General features: G+C 43.6%; 20 protein-coding genes. 9 read left to right on the plus strand and 11 right to left on the minus strand.

Annotated elements, in window-relative coordinates; all coding sequences use genetic code 11:
* Positions 1-312: 312 nt before the first annotated feature.
* Positions 313-771: a hypothetical protein gene (locus tag F8C82_RS06785; protein ID WP_151692790.1), complete on the plus strand. Its 459-nt coding sequence runs from the start codon at positions 313-315 to the stop codon at positions 769-771.
* 54 nt (positions 772-825) lie between these two features.
* On the opposite strand, the gene rimO is transcribed toward F8C82_RS06785, so the two are convergent.
* Positions 826-2,133, minus strand: coding sequence for a 30S ribosomal protein S12 methylthiotransferase RimO (gene rimO, locus F8C82_RS06790; protein WP_151692791.1), 1,308 nt, complete (start codon positions 2,131-2,133; stop codon positions 826-828).
* A gap of 29 nt (positions 2,134-2,162) precedes the next feature.
* Entirely contained in the window at positions 2,163-3,119 is a 957-nt protein-coding gene (gene ftsY, locus F8C82_RS06795) for a signal recognition particle-docking protein FtsY (RefSeq protein WP_151692792.1), read from the minus strand.
* Between the two features lie 114 nt (positions 3,120-3,233).
* Here ftsY and F8C82_RS06800 point away from each other — a divergent pair, with 114 nt between their 5' ends.
* From F8C82_RS06800 to F8C82_RS06820, 5 genes are all read left to right on the plus strand, one after another.
* Entirely contained in the window at positions 3,234-4,277 is a 1,044-nt protein-coding gene (locus tag F8C82_RS06800) for a hypothetical protein (protein ID WP_151692793.1), read from the plus strand.
* Between the two features lie 168 nt (positions 4,278-4,445).
* Positions 4,446-6,656 carry a M48 family metallopeptidase gene (locus F8C82_RS06805; protein WP_151692794.1) on the plus strand — a complete coding sequence of 737 codons (2,211 nt, stop codon included), beginning with the start codon at positions 4,446-4,448 and terminating at the stop codon, positions 6,654-6,656.
* Positions 6,657-6,663: 7 nt separating this feature from the next.
* On the plus strand, positions 6,664-7,470 hold the full coding sequence (locus F8C82_RS06810; protein ID WP_151692795.1) for a hypothetical protein: 807 nt from the start codon (positions 6,664-6,666) through the stop codon (positions 7,468-7,470).
* A 179-nt stretch (positions 7,471-7,649) separates the two neighbouring features.
* Positions 7,650-9,872: a M48 family metallopeptidase gene (locus tag F8C82_RS06815; protein ID WP_151692796.1), complete on the plus strand. Its 2,223-nt coding sequence runs from the start codon at positions 7,650-7,652 to the stop codon at positions 9,870-9,872.
* Positions 9,873-9,874: 2 nt separating this feature from the next.
* The gene (locus F8C82_RS06820; protein ID WP_151692797.1) at positions 9,875-10,690 is read left to right on the plus strand and encodes a hypothetical protein; all 816 of its coding nucleotides are present in this window, start codon (positions 9,875-9,877) and stop codon (positions 10,688-10,690) included.
* Between the two features lie 383 nt (positions 10,691-11,073).
* Here the strand turns inward: F8C82_RS06820 and F8C82_RS06825 are convergent, their stop codons facing one another.
* The 4 genes from F8C82_RS06825 to F8C82_RS06840 all read right to left on the minus strand — a co-directional run bounded on the left by F8C82_RS06825 (position 11,074) and on the right by F8C82_RS06840 (position 13,049).
* Positions 11,074-11,223 (minus strand): DUF4295 family protein, encoded by a 150-nt coding sequence (locus F8C82_RS06825; RefSeq protein WP_151692798.1) that lies wholly within the window; start codon positions 11,221-11,223, stop codon positions 11,074-11,076.
* A gap of 20 nt (positions 11,224-11,243) precedes the next feature.
* Positions 11,244-11,426, minus strand: a complete 183-nt coding sequence (rpmG, locus tag F8C82_RS06830; protein ID WP_151692799.1) for a 50S ribosomal protein L33 — start codon at positions 11,424-11,426, stop codon at positions 11,244-11,246.
* 14 nt (positions 11,427-11,440) lie between these two features.
* Positions 11,441-11,680: a 50S ribosomal protein L28 gene (rpmB, locus tag F8C82_RS06835; RefSeq protein ID WP_151692800.1), complete on the minus strand. Its 240-nt coding sequence runs from the start codon at positions 11,678-11,680 to the stop codon at positions 11,441-11,443.
* A gap of 112 nt (positions 11,681-11,792) precedes the next feature.
* Complete coding sequence (locus F8C82_RS06840) at positions 11,793-13,049, minus strand: competence/damage-inducible protein A (RefSeq protein ID WP_151692801.1); 1,257 nt, start codon at positions 13,047-13,049, stop codon at positions 11,793-11,795.
* Between the two features lie 136 nt (positions 13,050-13,185).
* Here F8C82_RS06840 and F8C82_RS06845 point away from each other — a divergent pair, with 136 nt between their 5' ends.
* Positions 13,186-13,923, plus strand: coding sequence for a DUF4197 domain-containing protein (locus F8C82_RS06845; RefSeq protein WP_151692802.1), 738 nt, complete (start codon positions 13,186-13,188; stop codon positions 13,921-13,923).
* Between the two features lie 641 nt (positions 13,924-14,564).
* The gene (locus F8C82_RS06850; RefSeq protein WP_151692803.1) at positions 14,565-15,098 is read left to right on the plus strand and encodes an outer membrane beta-barrel protein; all 534 of its coding nucleotides are present in this window, start codon (positions 14,565-14,567) and stop codon (positions 15,096-15,098) included.
* A 35-nt stretch (positions 15,099-15,133) separates the two neighbouring features.
* On the opposite strand, the gene F8C82_RS06855 is transcribed toward F8C82_RS06850, so the two are convergent.
* On the minus strand, positions 15,134-15,574 hold the full coding sequence (locus tag F8C82_RS06855; protein WP_151692804.1) for a hypothetical protein: 441 nt from the start codon (positions 15,572-15,574) through the stop codon (positions 15,134-15,136).
* Between the two features lie 132 nt (positions 15,575-15,706).
* On the opposite strand from F8C82_RS06855, the gene F8C82_RS06860 reads away from it, so the two are divergent.
* Complete coding sequence (locus F8C82_RS06860) at positions 15,707-16,711, plus strand: nucleoid-associated protein (RefSeq protein WP_151692805.1); 1,005 nt, start codon at positions 15,707-15,709, stop codon at positions 16,709-16,711.
* A 452-nt stretch (positions 16,712-17,163) separates the two neighbouring features.
* Here the strand turns inward: F8C82_RS06860 and F8C82_RS06865 are convergent, their stop codons facing one another.
* The 4 genes from F8C82_RS06865 to F8C82_RS06880 form a co-directional block, all read right to left on the minus strand.
* A complete protein-coding gene (locus F8C82_RS06865; RefSeq protein WP_151692806.1) occupies positions 17,164-17,790 on the minus strand; it encodes a response regulator in 627 nt (208 codons plus the stop codon).
* A gap of 47 nt (positions 17,791-17,837) precedes the next feature.
* Positions 17,838-18,968 carry a sensor histidine kinase gene (locus F8C82_RS06870; protein WP_151692807.1) on the minus strand — a complete coding sequence of 377 codons (1,131 nt, stop codon included), beginning with the start codon at positions 18,966-18,968 and terminating at the stop codon, positions 17,838-17,840.
* 204 nt (positions 18,969-19,172) lie between these two features.
* Complete coding sequence (locus F8C82_RS06875) at positions 19,173-20,867, minus strand: T9SS type A sorting domain-containing protein (protein WP_151692808.1); 1,695 nt, start codon at positions 20,865-20,867, stop codon at positions 19,173-19,175.
* A 107-nt stretch (positions 20,868-20,974) separates the two neighbouring features.
* Positions 20,975-22,336, minus strand: coding sequence for a T9SS type A sorting domain-containing protein (locus F8C82_RS06880; protein WP_151692809.1), 1,362 nt, complete (start codon positions 22,334-22,336; stop codon positions 20,975-20,977).
* Positions 22,337-22,748: the final 412 nt, after the last annotated feature.

Here is a 22,748-nt window from a genome sequence, read left to right on the forward strand (position 1 = left end):
TTACGCGCGGAGGCGTCGCTCGAATCGTCGCAATGAACGCATAACAGCCACTTCCGCCATGATCATGGCAGCTTGTAATGAAGTGTATGTTGCGTTGTTTTTCATTGAGTTGCAAATGTATGCTCGAATTTTTGAGAAATACAAAATTTTCCGTGTGTAAAAATTCATATCGCTCCATCACCTCATCGTTCAAAAGGTGCTACAACTCACAACTTATGCAACCCTACGCGATACATCAACATCTGAAATAATAGACTTCAGACTCTAGAAAAGCAGAGATTATTGTAAACTTGAAAATCAAAAAACATTTCAATGAAAAGACTCTCTGCCCTATTTCTCGTCCTCTTCTCCACGTTGAGTATCCACAGCCTCGCTCAAGCTAGTACTTATCAAGAAGAGATAGAAAACGCTTGTGAATGTATAGGAAACAGTATGGATGAATTCCTTCCACTACTAAATGGATGGGTTGCATACATGGAAGCAAATCCTGGGTTATCAACAGAAAAAGGAATGGAGGGGTACCTCTCTAGTCTTACTGAAGATGAAATGATAGAAATCTTGAATCAAGTCGAAATCATGACGGAATACTTCAGCGATACAAACGAAGATATGATTGCCAAGTGCATGGAACAAAAAGGACAAGCAGATATCGTAGATGATATGGTTGATACTGAAGAGGGGAGAAATAAAATACTAAAACACTTGAAAACCTTAGATTGTGAAGGTCTCACAGCCATCATGAAACTCGGAATGATGAGTGGAGAATTATAAACACAAAAGCCCGATTCGTCGAATCGGGCTTTTGTGTTTATATCGTGTGGAATCTTAAGAAACCACTTCAGCGAGCAAATCGTAATCTGTCGCTTCCAGAATTTTCACATTTACAAAGTCGCCAACGCGAACGTAAGTACTCTCGGCAGGAATTAGTACTTCGTTATCCACATCTGGTGAATCGAATTCAGTGCGCGCTACAAAGTGCTCACCTTCCACTCTATCAACCAATACGCGATAGGTCTTCCCCACCAACTCTTGGTTTTTATCCCAAGATATCTCTTGCTGAACCGCCATGATGGCATCGGCTCTTTCGCGCTTTACTTCATCCGGAACATCATCCTCGAGCTTATAGGCATGTGTATTCTCCTCATGTGAGTACGTAAACACGCCCAGACGCTCAAACCGCTGATCTTGTACCCATTGCAACATGGTTTGGAAATCTTCCTCCGTTTCTCCTGGGTACCCCGTAATCAAGGTGGTTCGTATGGCAATTCCTGGAACCTTTTCGCGCATCATATCGAGAAGGCGATTGGTCTTTTCCATTGTCGTTCCTCGGCGCATGCTCTTCAGAACAGGATCGGCGATGTGCTGGAGTGGAATGTCCACGTAGTTACAGATCTTCGGCTCTTCGCGAATCACATCGAGCACATCTTCAGGAAAGCCCGTTGGGAAGAGATAATGCAAACGAATCCACTCGATTCCCTCCACCTTGGCCAATGCTTTGAGAAGGTCGGCCAAACGGCGTTCTTTATACAGGTCTAGACCGTAATACGTCAGATCTTGAGCGATGAGAATCAACTCTTTCACTCCCTTAGCCGCCAGCTTTTCAGCCTGTGTGACCAGATCTTCAATAGGCGTTGACTTATGCCCACCACGCATTAGCGGAATGGCACAGAAGCTACACGGACGATCGCAACCTTCGGCAATCTTCATGTACGCGAAGTGCTGCGGAGTTGTGGTCAAACGCTCACCTACCAGCTGGTGCTTGTAATCGGCGCCTAGAGCTTTGAGCAGTTTGGGAAGATCTCGCGTACCGAAATACTGATCTACATTGGGAATTTCCTTCTCTAAATCTGGTTTGTAGCGCTCCGACAAACATCCGGTAACGAATACTTTGTCTACAACGCCGTCTTCCTTCTTCTGAACGAAATCCAAAATGGTTTCTACGCTCTCTTCCTTCGCATTGTCAATGAAACCGCAGGTGTTGATCACAATGATGTTTCCCTCTTCGGCTTCGTGACGCACGTCCTTTCCATTGGCCTTCAACTGTCCCATCAACACTTCGGAATCGTAAATATTCTTACTACATCCGAGTGTAACTACGTTGATGACGTTCTTCTTGTAACTCTTGGTGCGCATGCTTGCTTTTCTGTCTGATTAGGTCTGGCTTAGCTAAAGAATCGATCTACAAAGGTCTTCCTGTCGAATACCTGTAAATCTTCAATCTTCTCACCAACACCAATATATTTCACGGGAATTTGCAGCTGATCGGAAATACCAATCACCACACCTCCCTTAGCGGTTCCATCGAGTTTGGTAAGTGCCAAAGCCGAAACTTCCGTCACCTTACTAAACTCCACCGCTTGGTTCAATGCGTTTTGCCCAGTTGATGCATCGAGTACTAGGAGTACTTCGTGTGGTGCATCGGGAATCACTTTCTGCATGACGCGTTTGATCTTCCCTAACTCCGTCATTAGGTTGACCTTGTTGTGCAAACGTCCCGCAGTATCAATGAGGACTACGTCTGCATCTTGACTAACCGCCGACTGAAGTGTATCGTAGGCTACAGAAGCTGGATCGGACCCCATCCCCTGTTTCACAATGGGTACACCCGCACGCTCACTCCACACGACTAACTGATCTACAGCGGCTGCGCGGAATGTATCTGCCGCTCCGAGAACCACTTTCTTTCCGGCAGATTTAAATTGGCTCGCTAGCTTGCCAATAGTGGTAGTTTTTCCTACTCCATTCACCCCAACCACCATAATCACATAAGGCTTCTTGTCGGGTAAATCGAAAGTAGCACCATCGCCTGCGCGATTCTCTGCCAGGAGTGAGGCTATTTCTTCTCGAAGAATCACTTGAAGTTCCGAGGTTCCCATGTACTTGTCGCGGGAAACACGCTCTTCAATTCTCTCGATGATTTTCACGGTTGTCTCAACCCCTACGTCGGATGTAATCAATACTTCCTCCAAGTTGTCAAGCACATCAGCATCTACCGTACTTTTACCGGCAACTGCACGAGCTAACTTTCCAAAAACATTTTCTTTGGTCTTCTCTAGACCTTCATCAAGTCGCTGGTCCTTCTCCGGACTACGTCCGAAAAGTTTACCTAATAATCCCATAGGTTCTAAATTGAGAGCTGCAAATATCCGAAAATCAACGTGGCGAGACGAAGATTTCTGAATTTGGCATTTAATTTGATTTGCGGGCGTCATCAACACAACACAAGACCTACAATGAAACGCTATTCAACAGCACTTTTTATCCTCGCCATTCCAAGCGTGATGGCCGCCCAAAAGACGACCATCCCTGTCCCTTCAGAACGAGGCACTAACCGCGAAGTTACCATCGACCCTGAGTCTGAGGGGGATGTTGTCACCATCATTGAATACACGCAAGACACGCTGCCTTCTAGTACGTCGCCCTTTGTAGATCGCATCGTTGAAATTCGCGCGGGAATTGGTCTCTCAGGACTCAACGGAATCAACTCAGGCGGTATATCTGGGATGATAGAAGCTTCCAGTCAAATCAACGACCGCTTTCAATTGGATCTCGGACTCTCGGGCATCACGAATCAAGGCGACGCCATTCCGACCAACTCCGATGTAGACTACCCAGAGTACACCTTCGACTCATGGGAGGTAAACGTAGGAGCAAGCATTGTTTTCTCCGATCGTCAAAAGCGATACTTAAAACCAGTAGTTTGGAAATACTATACTCCTTTTAGAGTTCGATACGAACGTCATGCTCAGACCATGGCCACTGCTCGTCACCGTCATTATGTTCGCGTGGGATGGCAACAAGCCGGAGGTTCACTTCTCGGGCATACCTCTCGCGTAACTAATGATGCGGAACAGGTAGTGGTTTGGAACAAATTCGACATTGGAAGTTTGAGTTTGGGATACGCCTACAGAATGGATAGAATCCTAAAAGTTCTGCCTTCCGAACACTTTAGTGGAAAGAATTTGAGCAGAAGCAGAGTGTTCTACGCCGACCTCCTTCTAAGTCCGCAACAACACGGAACAGGAACACTATTTGAAAATACAGGTACCGGTTATGTGGAGGTAGACGAAGTAAAAGAAACGGATTTGAAGTTTATGCCATTGGGAGGTAGAATTGGATACCGCGGCACCTACCTCTTTAATACCGCTGGTTGGGGAGTCTTCCACAAGTATGAAATGGGCTGGCGCCCTTCTTATGTAGACTCTAGCTTGGACATGCCAGAAGTAGACGCGGGAACCGGCTTCTACTTCTCCGCAAGCGTAGGCATTCAATTCTAAAATTCATCATTCATACATATCCCGCTGCATTCGTGTAGCGGGATTTTTTTTGCCCTTGTGTTTGGCTTCCAACAAAACTACTTTCAATTGAACACAATTCGCGGTATACTTGCGCTCGGATTGCTCTCTTAACAGCTATTCTAGATTAACTATTCAATCGTGATTCAAATGAAATCAGTTCTAACTGTCATTTTGTTTGCTTCATCGCTACTCTCATTTGGCCAAACCACCCTTCAGGCCAGTGGAAATATTCCACCGCTCTTCCGCTACGAAGACCGAGTTGAGTACATGAAGCAACTTAGTCGTGACCGAAGCTCTACACCTGGTAAGTTTAACAAGCTTAAACACGAATTGCTCTACGCAAATGAGTTCATGTTTAGTGAATATGTTACAGACGGTGTAGTCATCTTTGGAGATGAAATCACAACTTACCTCAATGACATTGTGGATGAATTGATAGGAGAAGATTCACCTCTTCGCGATTCAATCACGGTCTATACACTTCGCTCAAGGGTTCCCAATGCATTTATGACGCCCAACGGACGAATGTTTGTGACCTTGGGCCTTGTGGCTCAGGTTCAGAATGAAACGGAGTTGGCATTCACCCTTGCCCATGAAATTGGTCACTTTGTATACCACGACTTTGAGCGCAAACTTCGCAACGGTTGGGACCTTAGACAGGAACGTAAGTATTCAGAGCGCGACAAAGAACGCGTAGAAAACTTGAGCAATATGTTCTCGAGGGAGCGAGAGGCTCAGTCTGATTTATACGCCGCTCAAATCCTTTCAAATTCCGACATCTACAATCCGGAGAACGCGATTGAAATGTTTGATGTACTCCTCTTCTCCTATCTGCCGATTGACGAATACGAATTCTCCTTCGATTGGATTCTACCGGACTCTGTTCAACTTTCGCAAGATTTGAATGTGGAAGGAGTGAATCCAATTGTGGCGAAAGACGATGAAGATGACACTGATCGTACGCATCCCAATATTCAATACCGAAGAGACCAATACATCGAAGAGATCATTGATGTGGTAGATGATGAAATGAAAAAGCGTTCTGCTAACCCATCGGGCGATGAACGCTTTGCATCGGTAAACAAATTGGCTCGCCAAGAAGTGATACGCGTGAATTTGCACGACTTCGCCTATCCAAGAGCTATCTACAACGCCTATGTATGTGCCAAACTCTATCCTGAGCTCACCGATGAAATGCGAATTTCAACAGGAATGGCTCTTCACGGACTGACCAACATCAAAGCCCACGATTTCTATGGTGACATCAACCCAGAAGCAGATGAGACCGAAGGTGAAATTCACCGTGTTTACCACTTTTGCGAGAACACTTCAGGATCGAACATTGCGGCCATAGCGGTTGCGTACAACACGCAGCTTCATGCCGATTTCCCGGACAATGACTTTGTGAATCGAATTTACGAGGCTTCTGCCCGCGACTTTGTACGTCTCTACTCCCTTCATTTGTCATCCTACACCGCCGACCCCAAAGATTTGGAGCCTGTACAAGACACCCTTTCTGAGGAGGAGTTCCAGGCCTTGAGTAAGATTGATAAGATCTACTACCAAAGAAAACTACAGGGGATTGATTCTGATTGGCTTTCACCGCTCATGTTCAAATCTCCAAATAAGAACCAACTTGAAGAACTTCTAGATCGAGTAAAAGAAGAATACGAAAACGACAGCACAAGCCGCGAAGGTTTGGACGAAGTAGAATACCGCGAAATGGTTTGGGAAGAGTCCTTTGATCAAACCGGACAAGTATATTTCGATTTAGATTCGGTGATTTTCTTTGAGCCATGGACCTATTCCTACGACAAGAACTTTGCTAATTTCTACCGAATCAACTTCCGTGATGCTTTGGAGTTGCGAGAAAAGATCGCGCACATTTCCCAAGAATTGGTTTATGAATACGGAAGTGACCATATTCGATTCGTATCTTCTCAAGTATTCGACGAATCCACAATTGACATTTACAACGATTACATCACTTGTGCACTCTTTGTAACGGAGGATCGTCACCGAGGTGCTGCTCAGATGGTCAACTCATATCAGCGTGAACTCGCTGCTGTTGCAGATCGCACGGGAATGAAGTACCTCGCAATTCCTACCATTAGCGTAAAAAATGCAAAGTGGCCAACTTCTGGTGGAGCCGTATTGATGTATGTATTCCCTCCTTTCTGGCCGTTCTTGGTGGGTGCTGTGTTTGTCTTTCAAGACACCGATAACACCTTTATGGATGTGTACGATATGAAAACCGGCGAAAAGGTGGGACGAATGGTACATGATTACAGAGGTCCAATGTCTACCGCCGCCAGTCAGATGGTCGTCTACGAAATGCTTATGCAACTCCAAAACTGATAGCACAATGAAAAAGTTCGCACTGATATTTGGAGTTGTTTTTGGCTTTCTTTCAAGCCACTCCGCAGATGCACAAGCCTACGGTTATTTAGGTAAGAAAGATATCCTTTTTTACCAGGCCAATGTATGGAACAACTACTTGGGGCTCTACAACGTGGGCAACAAAGATGGGGTGGATTACACCAAGTTTCAACTCAACCATCAGGTGGGTTATGAAAGAGTAGTAAGTCGTAAGTTTACTTTATTGGCTAAGGTTGGATACACCGTTTCTTCCATGAAGCCGTTTAGTTATTTCAACACGTATGATGAACTAAATGGCGAATACCGTTATTACACTCCTGAGAACGATTACAACACGCCTTATTCCGCACTGGAGTTTGCCATCGGCTTCAGAAAGTACACTACTATTTACGCTCCACAAGGTCGCTATTGGGGTTTTGCTTTTGCCATGTCGAATGTGAGTATGGACTTTGACTACACCAATTACACCTATGAAATGATAAACGGTCAAATGGTGAGCATATCCGAGAACGACGCGGCTACAATTGCAGGTAATGCCAGCCGAATCATTTTTGAATCTGGTAGAACTCGCATTTTTGCCGACCGATTCCGCTTTGATTTAGGGTTACAGTTTTCAATCCCTTTGAATAGCTATGGCTACAAGGAAGTGTTCAATCACGACCCTGAAAATCAGGGAATCTCAGATATCAATTCTCCAGATCAACTCATCGAGAATTCGGAAAATACACTCGTAGGATCCCATCTGAAGTCCATGTATATCATGGTACACATGTCATTGGCCTTCCTTCCATAAATAATGAGGCGCTCATCGAGTGCCTCTTTTTTTTGCTTTGAACGACCCTCTTATTGCATTTGCAACTTTTTAATTCTCGTTGTATTATTGGAATCCGATTGAGAAAGACTACTCGATCCACTGATTTAACGCTCTCAAATTCTGCGCAAGCACACACTCAACTCACTCAATTACCCTCTATGACAAAGAGATACACTCCCGCATGGATGCTGGTCATCCTATGCACACTCTTTTCTAGTACGTTTACTTTTGGTCAGACGTACACTGAATCTCAAGGTGATATTCCAGATGATTTGACCTATCGTCATCGTTTACGCCAGTTAGAACGTCACGAAGATGCCGGTTGGTTCGCCTCTAAAAAAGAAGACGCCAAAGTAGACTTCGATCGCTACAACGAATTTTTCCTCAATGAACTCCTCTTAAGTGGAGACGTTCTATATGGGGATGATATGACCAACTACCTCAACGACATCGTTGACAAGTTAATCGCTAGCGACCGTGAGCTTCGTGAATCCATTATTGTGTACACCATTAAAATGGATGTACCCAATGCCTTTATGACGGCAGACGGGCACCTATTCGTAAGCACGGGCTTGCTCGCACAGGTTCAAAACGAAACCCAGCTCGCATTCATCTTGGCTCATGAGATTGGTCACTTTGCGAACAACGACGTAGATCGCGAATTCGACTACAATTTCGAGCAATCCGTTCGCACTACTTTCGGTTCCAAGAAGAGCATCCTAAGCGAGTATTCCTACTCTAAGAAGTTGGAGGAAAGCGCTGATGAATTTGCCACGGAACTCTTGATTAGTAGTGGTGCTTATAACCCAGAGAATGCCATCGAAATCTTCGACATCCTTCTCTACTCCTACCTTCCATTTGATGAAATTGAATTCAATCCTCATCGTCTTTTGCCAGAAGGTGTGAGTCTCCCACCTACACACATTGCCAATGAGATCAACGAAATCACTGCTGTAGATGATTACGATGATTCTGAAAGCACCCACCCGAACATCAAGGCCAGAAGAGAAGCCTACATCGATGCTTTGCTGAATGCTGAATTCGATAAAACCGTAACCGAATCTCCACTAGGCGTAGAGAGATTCCACGCGGTTCAAGACATTGCTAGAAAGGACGTTCTCCGTTCTGATCTCATCGAAAGAGACTACAGTCGCGCGATTTACAACGCTTATGTAATGACGCACAGAGATTCTGTAGTTTCACCAGAAATCGAAGCCGTTATCGGTTACGCGATTCACGCGATTGCTGCCTACAAAGTAGCCGGTGAATACGACGAAGTTGCTCCAGATCTAGAAGACGTTGAAGGACAGAGCTACGGCGTGAATTACTTCTTTGAAGAAATTTCTAAGTTGGAGGCTACCGCTTTGGCTGTATCGTACAACTATGCACTCTTCAAGCAATTCTCGGACAATAGTTTCATCGAGATGAACTACAAAGAGTCGTTGAAAACACTAGTGGTTTATTTTGAAAAAGACCATGACGACTTCATTGCAGCAATGGATACGACACCAGTGAAAGATACGCTCACAGATGAAGAGTTTGAAGCACTATCTAAGTTGGATAAAATCCGCTACAAGAGAGAACTCGAAGGTATGGGTAACCAATCTTGGGTTTCTTCAGTACTTCATCAGTTTAGAGAAGACGAGCAACTCATTGCCGATTTCAAAACCATCCGTGATGCATCTGATGAATCCAAATCGGACTACATCACGATCAACATGTCGGACATTGCATTGAGCAGTAGTGAAATTCGAAATATCCTCAATCATGAATACGCTCTAGGCATCAACGAAGCGATTGTATTGGCTCCGTCCTACATCCGCTTAAACGAAGGAAAAGACAATCCACTCGACATCCAGGAAACGTACTATCAGCGCAAGCATGTAAGTGAATTGATGAAGTATGTATTCCGTCAGACTCGTTTCCAGGCTCATTTCCTCTCACCTATCGACTTCCGTTCAAATGACGGACAGGATTACAGAGATTTTGCCTTTTTGAGAACTTGGGCGTCAGAGCAATTGAGCCACGGTAGAACAGTTGTCAATCACAGTATGCAATCCGAAGCGGATGCATTGGTTGAGCGATATGGAACACCATACGTGGTAATGCCTCTACTATTAGAAATCAAGGAAAAAGACATGAGTGCACAAGTACTACTCGGTAGCTTACTTTACCCTGTCGTTCTACCTTTTACGGCTCCTTGGGCTATTTATGAAGCCTTTACACCGCAGTACAATCAGATGTTCATCACGTTTGTATTTGACTTGAACAACAATGAAGTAATGATGGTGGACATCGAAGAATTCGACGGATCCATGTCAAAGGATTACGCTTCAATGATCATTTACGACGCATTCTTCCAAATCCAGAACGGCAAATAAGCATGAAAAAGATTACGAGAATAGTTCTCCCTATTATAGCCTTGATCACGGCAAGTCAAACAGCCAATGCTCAGGCGAGAGGATACTTGGGACACAAAACCTATGTGACCTATAGTTTAGACTTTTGGGCCAACGGAATTGCCTTACCTAATGGTATCACGGCATTTCAAGACGAAGACCACAGTCCTTTTATGGATTTCAAACACACGGCTCAGATCCATCATTGCATATCTAGAAAGTGGATGGCTACCGGTGGAGTGTCTTTCCAAAGAGCACCCATGAAGCGATTTGGTGAAATCAACTACAATGGTTCTACCTATTCTACCCTAAGTAGTAAAAGGGAGAACTACATGACAAATGGACTTGAATTGAATGCAGGTTTCCGCTATTATTCCAACATCATTGCACCTGTTGGACGATACTATGGTTTCCGTTTGGGGTATGCTATGTACTCCGGGACTTATGATTTTAGCGATTACTACAACGGTGCTAATGAAATGCCTTCAGAGGGTGAAGAACGCATCAGTTCTAGCAGTTTGAGATTCTATTTCGATGTAGGAGCTACTCGAGTGATCGAAAGTAAGTACATTCTTGAATACGGCATCCAGTTTGGCTTGGCACTTACCGGTTCAGAAGTCAATAGCTATGAGTACTTAATGAATGGCAGCGATGACTACTTCGAATATAACCAAGCGATTTACAGCTTTGACGATTTTTCGTCTTCATCCTACAACGATCAGGTTGCAGCACACCTTCCTGCCATCCATTCTGCGCATGGCTTCTTCTTGTTGCATTTCGCGGTTGGATATCTATTGTAGAATTTCTAGCCATAACTAGATATGAGAAACCAGAGTGAGAGCTCTGGTTTTTTTGTGCCTATTCAGTCCTAGGTTTGGGATTGAGAGTGAATGAAAGATTGGAATAATAGGTGGAGAGGTTTCATGATCAAGTTGAAACGAAACAGTTCTAGATGATTTCGAAAAGTGTGATCCGATGGTAGATTGGCAGTCCTCCATTATGTACACTAGTAGCCGTAGACTCCGATTGTTATCAACCACGTGTTTCCGCCGTAGCCAACGACCAAGGACTACACCTTAAACCGCACGACACCACGGCCAAGAGCCAAAGGCCGCTCCACCTAAAACAAAATAACCCCGACAAACTGTCGAGGTTAAATTTTTGTAGAGCGAAGGTCGCTAGATTACTTACTAAAGAAATCTTTAGTACCGTCTTTAGTTACGATGCGCTCTTCAAAGGCGTATGAGCCGTTATCTTGCTTCACCATGCGTACCACTTTGGTAAACATAGCAGAACCCTCTTTCTTTAGGGTTGCAACTACTTTCTTTGCCATTGCTTCCGGTCTTTAGGTGCTTACTTAATCTCTTTATGAACAGTGTAACGCTTGAGGATAGGGTTGTATTTCTTCAACTCCATACGATCTGGCGTATTCTTTTTGTTCTTGGTAGTGATGTACCGAGAAGTACCCGGTTTTCCGCTCTCTTTGTGCTCAGTGCACTCAAGGATCACTTGGACGCGGTTTCCTTTCTTTGCCATTTGCTATATCCTTTTTACTTGGCAATCATTCCATTATCGCGTGCTTCTTTGAGCACGGCAGAAATGCCTTTCTTATTGATTGTCTTCAATGCAGAGGTGGAAACTCTTAAAGTAATCCACTTGTCTTCCTCTGGGATATAAAAACGCTTGCGGGTCAAGTTCACATTGAACTTGCGCTTGTTCTTCTTGTTAGAGAACGAAACGTGGTTTCCCACCATGGCTTTTTTACCCGTCAATTCACAAACTCGTGACATCGTATTTCCTCGTTTAAGCGCGTACTTCGAAATTGGCTTGCAAAATAAATACATTCAATCGATTCTCACAAGCCCCTTCGTGATAGAATCACTAGGAATTTTAGATTTTAGGTCAAATTGACCTTTTTTCATCCTCTAAAATCATCTTCCTAAGCATGTCAAGTGCCATTAATACTGAGCGTTTGACATTTCGTGCGCGGTTATTACCAAATTGAAATTTTTCCGCTTTTGTTGAATTTGGACCTGCAACACATATCCAAACCGTGCCTACTGGCTTATCCGGTGTTCCTCCATCTGGCCCTGCTATTCCGCTTGTTGCCACACTATAGGTCGAATGCAATCTCTTTTGCACTCCTTTAGCCATTTGACGAACAACGTTTTCACTTACAGCTCCATGAACCAATATTTCGGCCTCATTTACACCGAGTTGATGTACTTTGACTTCATTGGAATAGGACACTATGCTTCCTAAAAAGTAGGAAGAGGAACCTGGAATGGAAGTTATTTTTGCCGCGATACTTCCACCGGTGCAGCTTTCAGCGGTTGCAAAGGTAGCGTGATTTCTCTTAAGTAGTACACCTATTACTCCTTCAAGATTCTGAGCATCTTCTCCAAACACCACATCACCTAGAATTTCTTTTGCTTTTTCAAACTGACGCTCAATGGTGGCAACGTTCTGTAGATGATCTCCGGTCCGCGCGGTGAGTCGGAGTTTTACAGACCCTGGCGACGGCAAATAGGCCAACTTCAACGGTTCAGGTAACTCGTTCTCCCACTCCTCTAACATATGAGCTAATTCCGATTCTGGAACACCGTGCGTGAGTAGTGTTTTATGGGTAATAGGTTGATCCATAAATGTGGATTCAATCCAAGGAAGAACTTCACCACTCATGATTCCCTTCATTTCATAGGGAACACCTGGCATGGAAACATAGAACACTCCATCCTTGTGAAACCTCATCCCTGGAGCCGTTCCATTGGGATTGGACAATGGAGTACAAACGTTGGGAAGCATGGCCTGACCGCGATTCATCTCGTTGGGAACGCGATTGAGTCGAGCGAAAAGAGCTTCAATATGAGCATAGACCTCCTCGTGATATGCCAACTGCCCGCCAAAGTAATCGTTGAGGGTATACTTGGTTAGATCATCTTTCGTTGGCCCTAACCCTCCCGTCATCAAAACCAGTTTCGTGTCGGGGTGAATGGAGTTTAGTGCAGCTACAATAGCATCTGCTGTGTCTCGAATGGATCGAACCTGACAAACATCTACGCCCACATCATTGAGAGCGGCACCCATCCATGCAGAATTGGTGTCTATCGTCTGACCAATGAGAATCTCGTCTCCTATGGTGATTATCTCTGCCTGCATCACAATTGTTTAATGCCGTAAATTTAGGCGAGATTTTTGGGGATGACTAACGAAAGTATCTGATGTTGGTATTTCATATTATACTGACAGATTGATTGACAGAACCCATGTACTTTTACCCGATAAAACAAACAGTATGAGAACCAAACTAACCGTTGCTTTACTGGGAGGCCTCACCCTCCTTACTCCTTCTTGTGATGTCCTAATGACAATGTCGGAGACGATGCAGACGAACATGCCACTAACGGAAGCTGAAGTTTCAAATGGACTGAAGGAGGCGCTTCGAGTAGGCATCACCAACGCCGTTACACAAACGAGTCAAACCGATGGCTACCTGAACAACTCTCTCATTCGCATTCCTTTCCCCCCCGAAGCACAGAAGGTGAAAGAAGCCCTGAACAACATTGGCATGAACAATCTGGTGAAACAGTTTGAAGAATCCATGAATCACGCTGCTGAAAATGCATCTGCCAAGGCAACGGATATTTTCGTGGATGCCATTTCAAAAATGACCATTACTGATGCCATGAGCATTCTAAAAGGAAGCGATGATGCCGCTACCCAGTATTTGCACCGTACTACCGGTTCTCAATTAGAAGCGGCTTTTACTCCAATTGTGGAAGACGCACTGAAATCTGTGAATGTAACACAGTATTGGTCGGACATCACTACCGCATACAATCAGATTCCATTCGTATCACCTGTCAATACTGATTTGACCGGATATGTAACTCACAGTGCAATTGATGGTCTGTTTATCATGGTCGCAAATGAAGAAAAAGAGATCAGAGAAAACCCTCAAGCAAGGGTTAATGATATTCTCAAAAGGGTGTTTGGGTCTACAGAAGCTACCCGTTCTTCCCTATCACACTGACACTCACAGGAAAAATTCTGCCTTACGTTGTAATGGTTACAAAATAAACTATATATTCGTAAGGAACCGCCCGCTTATCAGCGAACGATTTGTGTGAAGTTGTATGTCAAGGCTCCGAAAACTCGGAGCCTTGTTTTTTTTATAACATTCCGAACAGAATCACACCCCTCATTGCTCTTCCTCAATATTTATGGGAGGTTGCTTTGATAGGACTAGTATCCATACAATAAGTAAGATGAGTAAAGAGTGGAGAATCAAATGCACAATGTAACCCATAGGTTAATTCATTCCGCAACAGCTTCAAAACTCAGCTGAATCTCGTACTAAAATGCTTGTAAATTGGGAATTTAGAACAAATATCCACCCTTAAAACTTACATAACACTCTCTCCTCTTCACCTCTAACTCATCGAAAATTATCGTTGCTATAAATACGTTTGTCGGTAAGCTTTCGTTAGTTAATTTTACAACGAGGGAATATATCAGATGTTAAATGATTAACCTCTCGCTCTGCATACCTCTCAAATCATGGCAGAGAAGAATTTGTGTGAAGGCAGTATGGTTCGCGACCTACTGCCTTTTTTTTCTCTCATCTTCAATAGATTATAGTAACTTACAGTCTACTAAATAATCTATTCCTCAATGAAAAAGTTCATTTCTCTCTTTGCATTGTGCCTTTTCGGTTTCGCCGCCCATGCACAAATGTTCTCCTATGGTCCAGTTGCAGGCGTCGGTGCCAGCACGTACGCTTACGACGGAGGTACGGCATCTCCGCAACTAAGCTACCAAGTAGGGGGATTTGCTCGATTTAAACTGGCATTTCTCTATGTGCAGCCAGAAATTCTCTTCCAATCTCTTTCTTCCAAAGAAACAGACTTAGACCTTGTTCTGACACACAACCGTTTTGATGTGCCTGTAAATGTGGGTTGGAAATTCTTGATGTTCGATGTGAATACAGGCCCAATGCTCTCCATTCCACTTACCGCTAAATTGGACGACCTAGATGTAAAGGAGCAGTATGTGGGGGCATACCTTTCTTGGCAGCTTGGAGCAGGGGTTGAACTTGGCCCTATTCACGTAGGCGCACGTTATAGCTACGGTATTCAAGATGTAATTGAAGATTCCGATAAAACGAGATGGCACAACTTGTTTGCACACATAGAATATCAATTCTAAGTGCACCAACTCAAGTTGTAAACTCTAAAGCCCGATTAACGTCGGGCTTTTTCACATTCTAAACTATAGGTAATCGGCCCACTCAGTATAGGCTCTCTATTCTCGGTTAATAGGATAACCACATGGAATACCCGAACTTTGCTTTCCTGTTCTACCTCTCCATCGCCATTGGTCGATTCGTGCTGAGAAGTGGAAATAATTTCCACCTGAAAGTCATTCGGATCCAATTCTTCCAATTTCAACTTTCCTCTCTCATCTAGAATAGCATCTGAACCTGTGGGATTGACGTTAGCTACAACACCGATTGTTAAGGAAATATCGTCTGAGAGATCTTCAATAGTTCCATTATCATCCCAAATCTCAACCGCAGCAAAGTACTTCTCACCATTCATAGAGACACTAACGATAGTGGCATATTCGTCCGCAGAGGACCAAAGCGCACCCAATGAAAAGAGAATGGAAAGAAGTGACTTCATGACATTGATTTAGACGGAAAGGTAAAAAATGAATACCATTCCCCTTTGTGAAAACATCTGAATAAGTCGCCGACCTCTCTTGTGATGATTTCACGCTCCTCCCTATCTTCACCCCTTCAATAAGATGACGACATGAACATTTCAGAAGCCTATACAAAATCGATATCCCTGGTTGTAAGTGAACGAGCAGAAAAGGTCGTGGAAGTGGATCAATACGTGGTTGGTGACAACCAGGACTTCTTCACTCAAGCCCTTCTTCGCCATTTTAAAGCCGCAGATTTATTGCGCTTTGAGTTCACCCACCCTATCGATTTGAAGTACAATGTACTGTATGAAGCATCGAGGGCATTTTTTAAGGATGATGAATCAGCCAACTTTACGGAACTGATCTCCAAACACCTCGCAGAAGCATCTTCCCACCCTAACATCAAACCCGGCGATCTTGTTGTAGCCAAGTTTACAGAGATTGAATACGACGGCATCCCCTGTGAAGCGATCGGAATCTACAAGTTCGATTCTCGTCAGCGGATTTTGAGCGTCAACTCCTCTGGAGGAGTCCGATTAGAATCTGGAATTGGAACACAAAAGCCAGACAAGGCCTGCTTTATTATAGACGGAGGCGTGGAACCAACTCTTTTTATTCTGGACAACGACCAGAAGGATTCTGAATTCTGGACGCATAATTTCATCAACGCAAGACCTAAGTCGGAGGAAGCCAATTACACCTCTGAAATTATTTCAGCCACCAAAGATTTTGTCACCAAGAAGCTTCCCGAAGATTTTGTTGTTTCCAAGGTTGACCAAGTGGATCTGATGAAGCGATCTATGGATTACTTCAAAGAGGCAGAACAGTTCAACCAACACGAGTTTGAACAAGCGGTATTGGTTGAAAACGACGTCATTGAATCCTACAGAGCTCATAAGTCACAGACCGCTGCAGAAAGCGGCATGGCTGTTCCCGAGTCTTTCTCTATGGCAACAGCTGTGGTAAAGAAACAAGCGGGAAATTATAAGGGAGTGATTAAACTCGATAAGAACTTTCACATTTATGTTCATGGTGACCGATCGATGATTGAATCGGGTACGGATGAAAATGGAAGAAAATTCTACAAGCTCTACTACGACAAAGAAGAGTGATGATTAGAGAAAACAAGTGAACGCTATCCTACATTCTTTCGCGAATTTAAATAGCAGACTCAGCCACGTAAAAAGGGTGTTTATAAAGAAAGTCCAAGCTAAGACAGCTTGGACTTTTTCTTTCGCGCAGTTTCACTTCTATCAATTCTCCTTTATTCTGTGTTTAGTTAATTGACTGTTTAATTAAAATGTATGGGAAGAAAGTAGCTCAGAGAACGCGGCTTCCTTCCGCATACATCTAAAAGTGTAGAGCGAGACACAACCTAATAAAGACACAACCCAAAGGCCACATCGTAAGTCGGAATTTGAAGTGTTGCCAAACACGGTTCAAAAACAATAACGGCTCAATTCTCTTACTCCCAGCAAGTATAACCAATCGGTTGTAAGTACTTACTGACACTCGTTACGATATTAGCTGAAATAGCTCGATGATTCCACCGGACTTCGAGTTGTTAAATTTGGCCATATTGAGCCGCAATCAGTCGAAGATCATTGATGGAATCTGCCCCCAACTTTCGAGCGATACGCGTGCGGAAACTCCCAACAGTATTCACTTCAATAAAGAGTTCAACAGCAATGTCGCGATAGGATTTCCCCAGAATCAACAACTTAAACACTTGAATTTCTCGAGGCGTCAATCGTTCAAAAGGATCTTCAGTATGGGAGAAATTATTCACCGACAAACGAGAATCAATATACTTCTCTCCGTTTAGTACCAGTCGGATTGCCAAGGCCAATTCATCGTTCCCTGCCATCTTCCCTACAAATCCACTAGCACCCATATTCATATAGCGGGTTAAGGTAGAACTATGGCTGAGCCCCGTAAGAATCAGCACTTTGAGCCAACTGTAATCACGACGGAGTCGAACAATTAGGTTTTCAGTATTCGTATTTGGAATACCTAAATCCATTATTAACAAATCGTAAGACTCTCCCCGCTTCAGCGCATTGAGAAAGTCATTCCCACAAGAATAATGGTCGAGGACTTTAAATCCCCAGTCTTCCAAATGATGCCGCATACCCTCTACCACAATCAAGTGATCCTCTAAAACTGCAAGTCTTTTCTTTCTGGTATTCATAGGTCTCTTCGGTTTGATTCTATTCACTTTTGCTTCTTATCCGCAGATTATTCCTCTAGCTCGAAACCAGAAATGAACACCCGTGTCCCTTTGCCTAGTTCCGACTCAAACTGCATCTCTCCTCCCAATCGATGAACGTACTTCAAAGCAGCACTGATTCCCAGTCCTAATCCACGTTCTCCTTTCGTGCCCATCATGGAGTCTACTCTGCCTGTTGTCTGGATGGCCCTTAATTGATCCGGATCCATTCCCACTCCGTTATCCTCAACTACTACATGAAGCACCCTTCTTTGTCGATAAGCCGAAAGTCGCACGTGACCGCCACTGCTGAACTTCACAGCATTGACCACCACATTTCGCAACACAATGGAAACCATTCGATTATCACTATTCACTTGAATAGACGGGGAGATGGCATTGATGAGTTCAACCTCCTTATGTATCGCCATCAACTTTATACTATTCAGAATAAAATCTACGGAGGTCCGCAGTTGAAAGAACTCAGACCGAGGAACGATGAGACATTCCTTATCGGATGACCATTCCAACAACTCTTCTAAAGTACCTTGAAGATTGATGGCACTTGCAAGCGCTTCACGATGACATTGCATCTTGCTCTCACCTTTGAATGATGGGTTTTGATTCAATTCCAAATACTGACGAATGGCCCAAATAGGACTTCGCAAATCATGCCCAAGAATAGAAAGCAGTTCTTTCCTCTTCTCATCCATAGCCCTCAGCTGCTGATTCTGCCGATCCACCTCTTCCATACTCCTCGCCAGCTTATTTCGGACCGAATTCAAACGAATGGTCATGATGATGAGCACAAGAATAAAAGGCACAGCCATCCATATCACATTTCGCTGTATCAGGTTTTGACCGTTGTACGCAACGGCCTTTCTCTGGAATGATTGAAAGGTGTTTGGAAGATCGAAAAGAGAAATCGTTCCAAAAAATGACAAGAATGGAGAAGCGACAGGCGACAACATTCCCTTCAACAAAGGCGAAAGTATGGGAACATAAGGTATAGGAAGATGATTGTCCGCTCCATATTCAATGGAAACAGTACAACCCTCCGCCTGTACAAACCATGTGCAAGTAGGCCATCTACTACCTGCTAGCACACTCAAACTACTGAACATCAACGCGAACGCGCAAACTAGCTTCGTTCTCTTCACTTTCCCTTGTAATGGGTGCTTGGCAACACACCAAAAAAGTAGGAATTATTACCGATTAAATGGACAAAACCACAATAGATTCTGAACGCTTACACAAATCTGTTCAGGATTGATAGTAGCCTCGTGCTCATTCAACGCATGTAAAACGCCCATAAAAAAAGCCGACCCATTTCTGAGTCGGCTCTTGGACACACACTTATCTAATTAATGCGTCACTACAACTTCTTTGGTAAGTCTTTTACCGTTTTCAGTCTCAAAAACAAACCAGTACACACCTGAAGCCATGGAGGATGTGCTGAAATTCATTTGACCTTCTGACAGTTTCATTTCTTTAACCGTTTGGCCATTTTGATTAACCACTCTCAATTGAGTTTCACCCGAAACAGCAATATCAATGGTCACAGAATGGTCGGCTGGATTTGGATAGACATCCCCCAACTCGATAGCTGCTCTTTCACCTGGAAGACCAAGCATAATCTGACTGGAAGAAAGCTCTACTCCATTTTGATACGGAGCAAAAGCACTGCCATTTTGCGTTCCTAGGCTCATCTTGCTAAATCCTGAATTGGTGAGCTTAGATCGATACTCATACGAACAAAGACCATTGTCGTACGACACGGTATAAACCACTACGTAACACTTTAAAGAACTCAATCCAGAATTGTCATTGAACGTAGACGTAGTATATGATACGCTTACAGGCTGAGGGTTGGTCAACTCATTTAGAATCGTCTTATCTCCTTCATCACAATTGGCCGCTTCATAGATCACCCAAGAGTGCGTAATTCCAGTCCCTGAAATACTGCTTGAACCATCAATCTGAACTGTGCCATTTCCATTGTCTGTAATGGTAGCAGATAGAGAACTACCCAAACCCTCCAATGAAGGATAGATGGTAACAACCTTCGTAAAGTTATAGACCTTGCAGTTACATGTCACTTGCAAACTGATTGTTACTTGACCAGAGGTAGTACCCCAGCTATTCACATTGATCGAGTTGGTCCCTTGGCCAGTGAACGTAACACCCGCTGGAAGTGACCATACATAGTCAGCAGAAGAAGAACCGTTAAAACTGTAGCTATTGGAATTCAATCCTGCTGTACAAATCGTGCCTGGACCTACAATCTCATCACCAATACAGCAATCATCTTCGGTATAACAATTCTTGATACAGGTGTTGTCAATGGTCCCTGTCATCTCACGATCGAATGTACCTGAAGGTGAGTTGGAGTGCTGAATATATCTCAAATTAGAAATATCCCCCTCGATATCGAAACAACTGCTGTAAATCTCCGCTGCTGGCTCTTGTTCTTCATCAAACAAGGTCACCCTCCCCTTATCGGGCCCCAATCGCTCCAAACGAACACTGTACAAATTGTTCAAAAGCAAAAAAGAGGATTCACAACCTGTTACGGGAGTATTCGCCCCATCCTTTAGCTTCACTTGCATCTTCATGTCTGATGCACCCGCACCAGTACCATCTACCAATTGAATAACAATGGCATCATTATCCGATCTAACGCTGTTCTCATCTTCAATCCAATTGAGGTTATTTTCTGTGAGAGCAAGAATAGAATGCCCAATGGTTCTTCCATTCGCTACATCGAGTCCATCGCCTACTCCCGTCACTTCAAATTCAAAATCCACTACAAAGTTTTCGCATAAGTCAACATTTAGATCGCGATAAACCCGAGTATCATTCGGTCCGTCAATTGCATTGATAAATTGAACTTGTCCACCGCTAACTTGAATTCGCGATGGAGATGCCAAGCCAGATGTAGTAACATCTACCTCAGTCCAATTCAGCGGATCGTTGTACAAAAACTCATGGGTACATGTTTGCCCATAAGTCGCTAATCCTGAGAACAGCAAACCTGCTGAGAGAAAAAGATTTTTCATTGAAAAAAAATTAAATGAACAAATCGGATATCACCCCCAAGATGATAATCCATAAAGAACATAGCAGCCATCCATTCTCTCGACAGCTGCTATGTTTACTTTTATACTTATTGAATGATTAGACGTTCTGAATGTGTAGTTCCTCCAGCCGTCCATCTCACTAGGTACACTCCAGATGGGTGGTTCGAAACATCCAAGCGATGCGTTTCACTAGGTAGGATCTCCATGTTCTCCATCACTTGCCCCATTGCCGATACGAGAGTCATTTGAATCGATTGATCGGTTGTATTCTCGATAGTTACATGATCACCTGCTGGATTCGGGAAGAAAGTCACATCGTCGTTAAACGCTGTACCTGCTACCTCTTCCTTCTTACAACCTGAAATATCGTACTCAAAATTCATCAAGCGAGTCCCACTGCTCACCACATCGGTATAAAGAATTTCACCATCATTGATCCATACTGGAGAAGGACTCGTTACCACTCTAGGGTTTACAAGAAAATCGTTCCATGTACCGCCAGAGTAGTAAATGTTTCTAACCTGATTGTTAGATGCAACGAAGACCATTTTACCATCTCCATACGTCATGCTCATCACATGACCTTGAGCGGCGTAAGATCCTACGATAGACCATGGGCGGTCTCTATCTCCCGGTGAACCCGCGTTGAAGTAAACGATGCGTCCGTCACTTCTACGGTAGTACACATCACTGTTATCTGCCACCACAATAGGCGAATTCACAGCGTCTGGAGCAAAATCTGGTACTCCCGGAAGATTATTACTCGGGTCGTTGTCATGTGGCCATCTAATCAGAGTCCATCCCGTAAAATACCCAGGAGCGAGAGAATAGTACAGGTAACTGATTGATCCTCCATCGTATGAAAACCAAATGCGCTCCTGATTATCCACAACCAAGTCTGTTACATCATCAAAGGCGAGAAAAACTCCGTTGTAATGCTGGAATAGATTCAAATTGAGGAGTTGATAAGATCCACCCATGGAAAGGATATACATCTTACCATCTGACCCGATATAGTAAATCTTGTTATCTGAACTCGAATACGCAATTTGAGAATTCGATCGAACCAATGGGGCAGAAGAATTGAAGACAGAAGTCGTCCATCCACTTGCAGTCCAATACGTCTTGTAGATCTTATTGTCCGTTCCTACATAATAAAGATCAGAAGAGGTAGGATGCTTCAAAAACCTAGTACCTGATCTTACAGGCTGCGAACTGTTGTCTAGCACACCGTACATCCAAGTACCTCCAAAGATGTTGGCAAGTCTCTTTGTAGAGTTATCCACGTAGAAGTATTTGTCGCCAGAATGCATTGCATTATTCGTAGCGCTTACGGTTGGATTTGAATTCGAATAGGGATAAGAGGCAATCCATCCACACTGTGCAAAAGTGTACATAGAGCTCAGTAGAAATGTAGAGAGTAGCCCCACACGTAAAATACGTTTCATTGAGATTGATTTTGATTAGTAGTATTCATTAACACAATCTGATTAGGCCTATCAACTGCGCTAAATGAATGTACAAACTCGAATCTTCAATGCGTAAATACCATACTATAAAATAGTACGTATATTATTAGGTTTTTTTTTATGATTTTACGCGATGACCACCACTATCCCACGCATCCCCAAACACAGCGGCGCTTTGAGTTTATTTGGACATACATAACCACCCCATACATTCTGTAAAGAAGAATACAACTCACTCGTAACCAACATCTATTAGTTGAAATTTATTTTGTGCGAATTCTCTTACAAGTGATATCGAATATCATCGATTTCCCTCATCGATGAAGCCATGAGAGCAAGCCTAGCTTTATAATGTGTATAGATTTTGAGACCTGATTTTATGTAGTATGAT

Source organism: Phaeocystidibacter marisrubri (assembly GCF_008933165.1).
Taxonomy (GTDB): domain Bacteria; phylum Bacteroidota; class Bacteroidia; order Flavobacteriales; family Schleiferiaceae; genus Phaeocystidibacter; species Phaeocystidibacter marisrubri.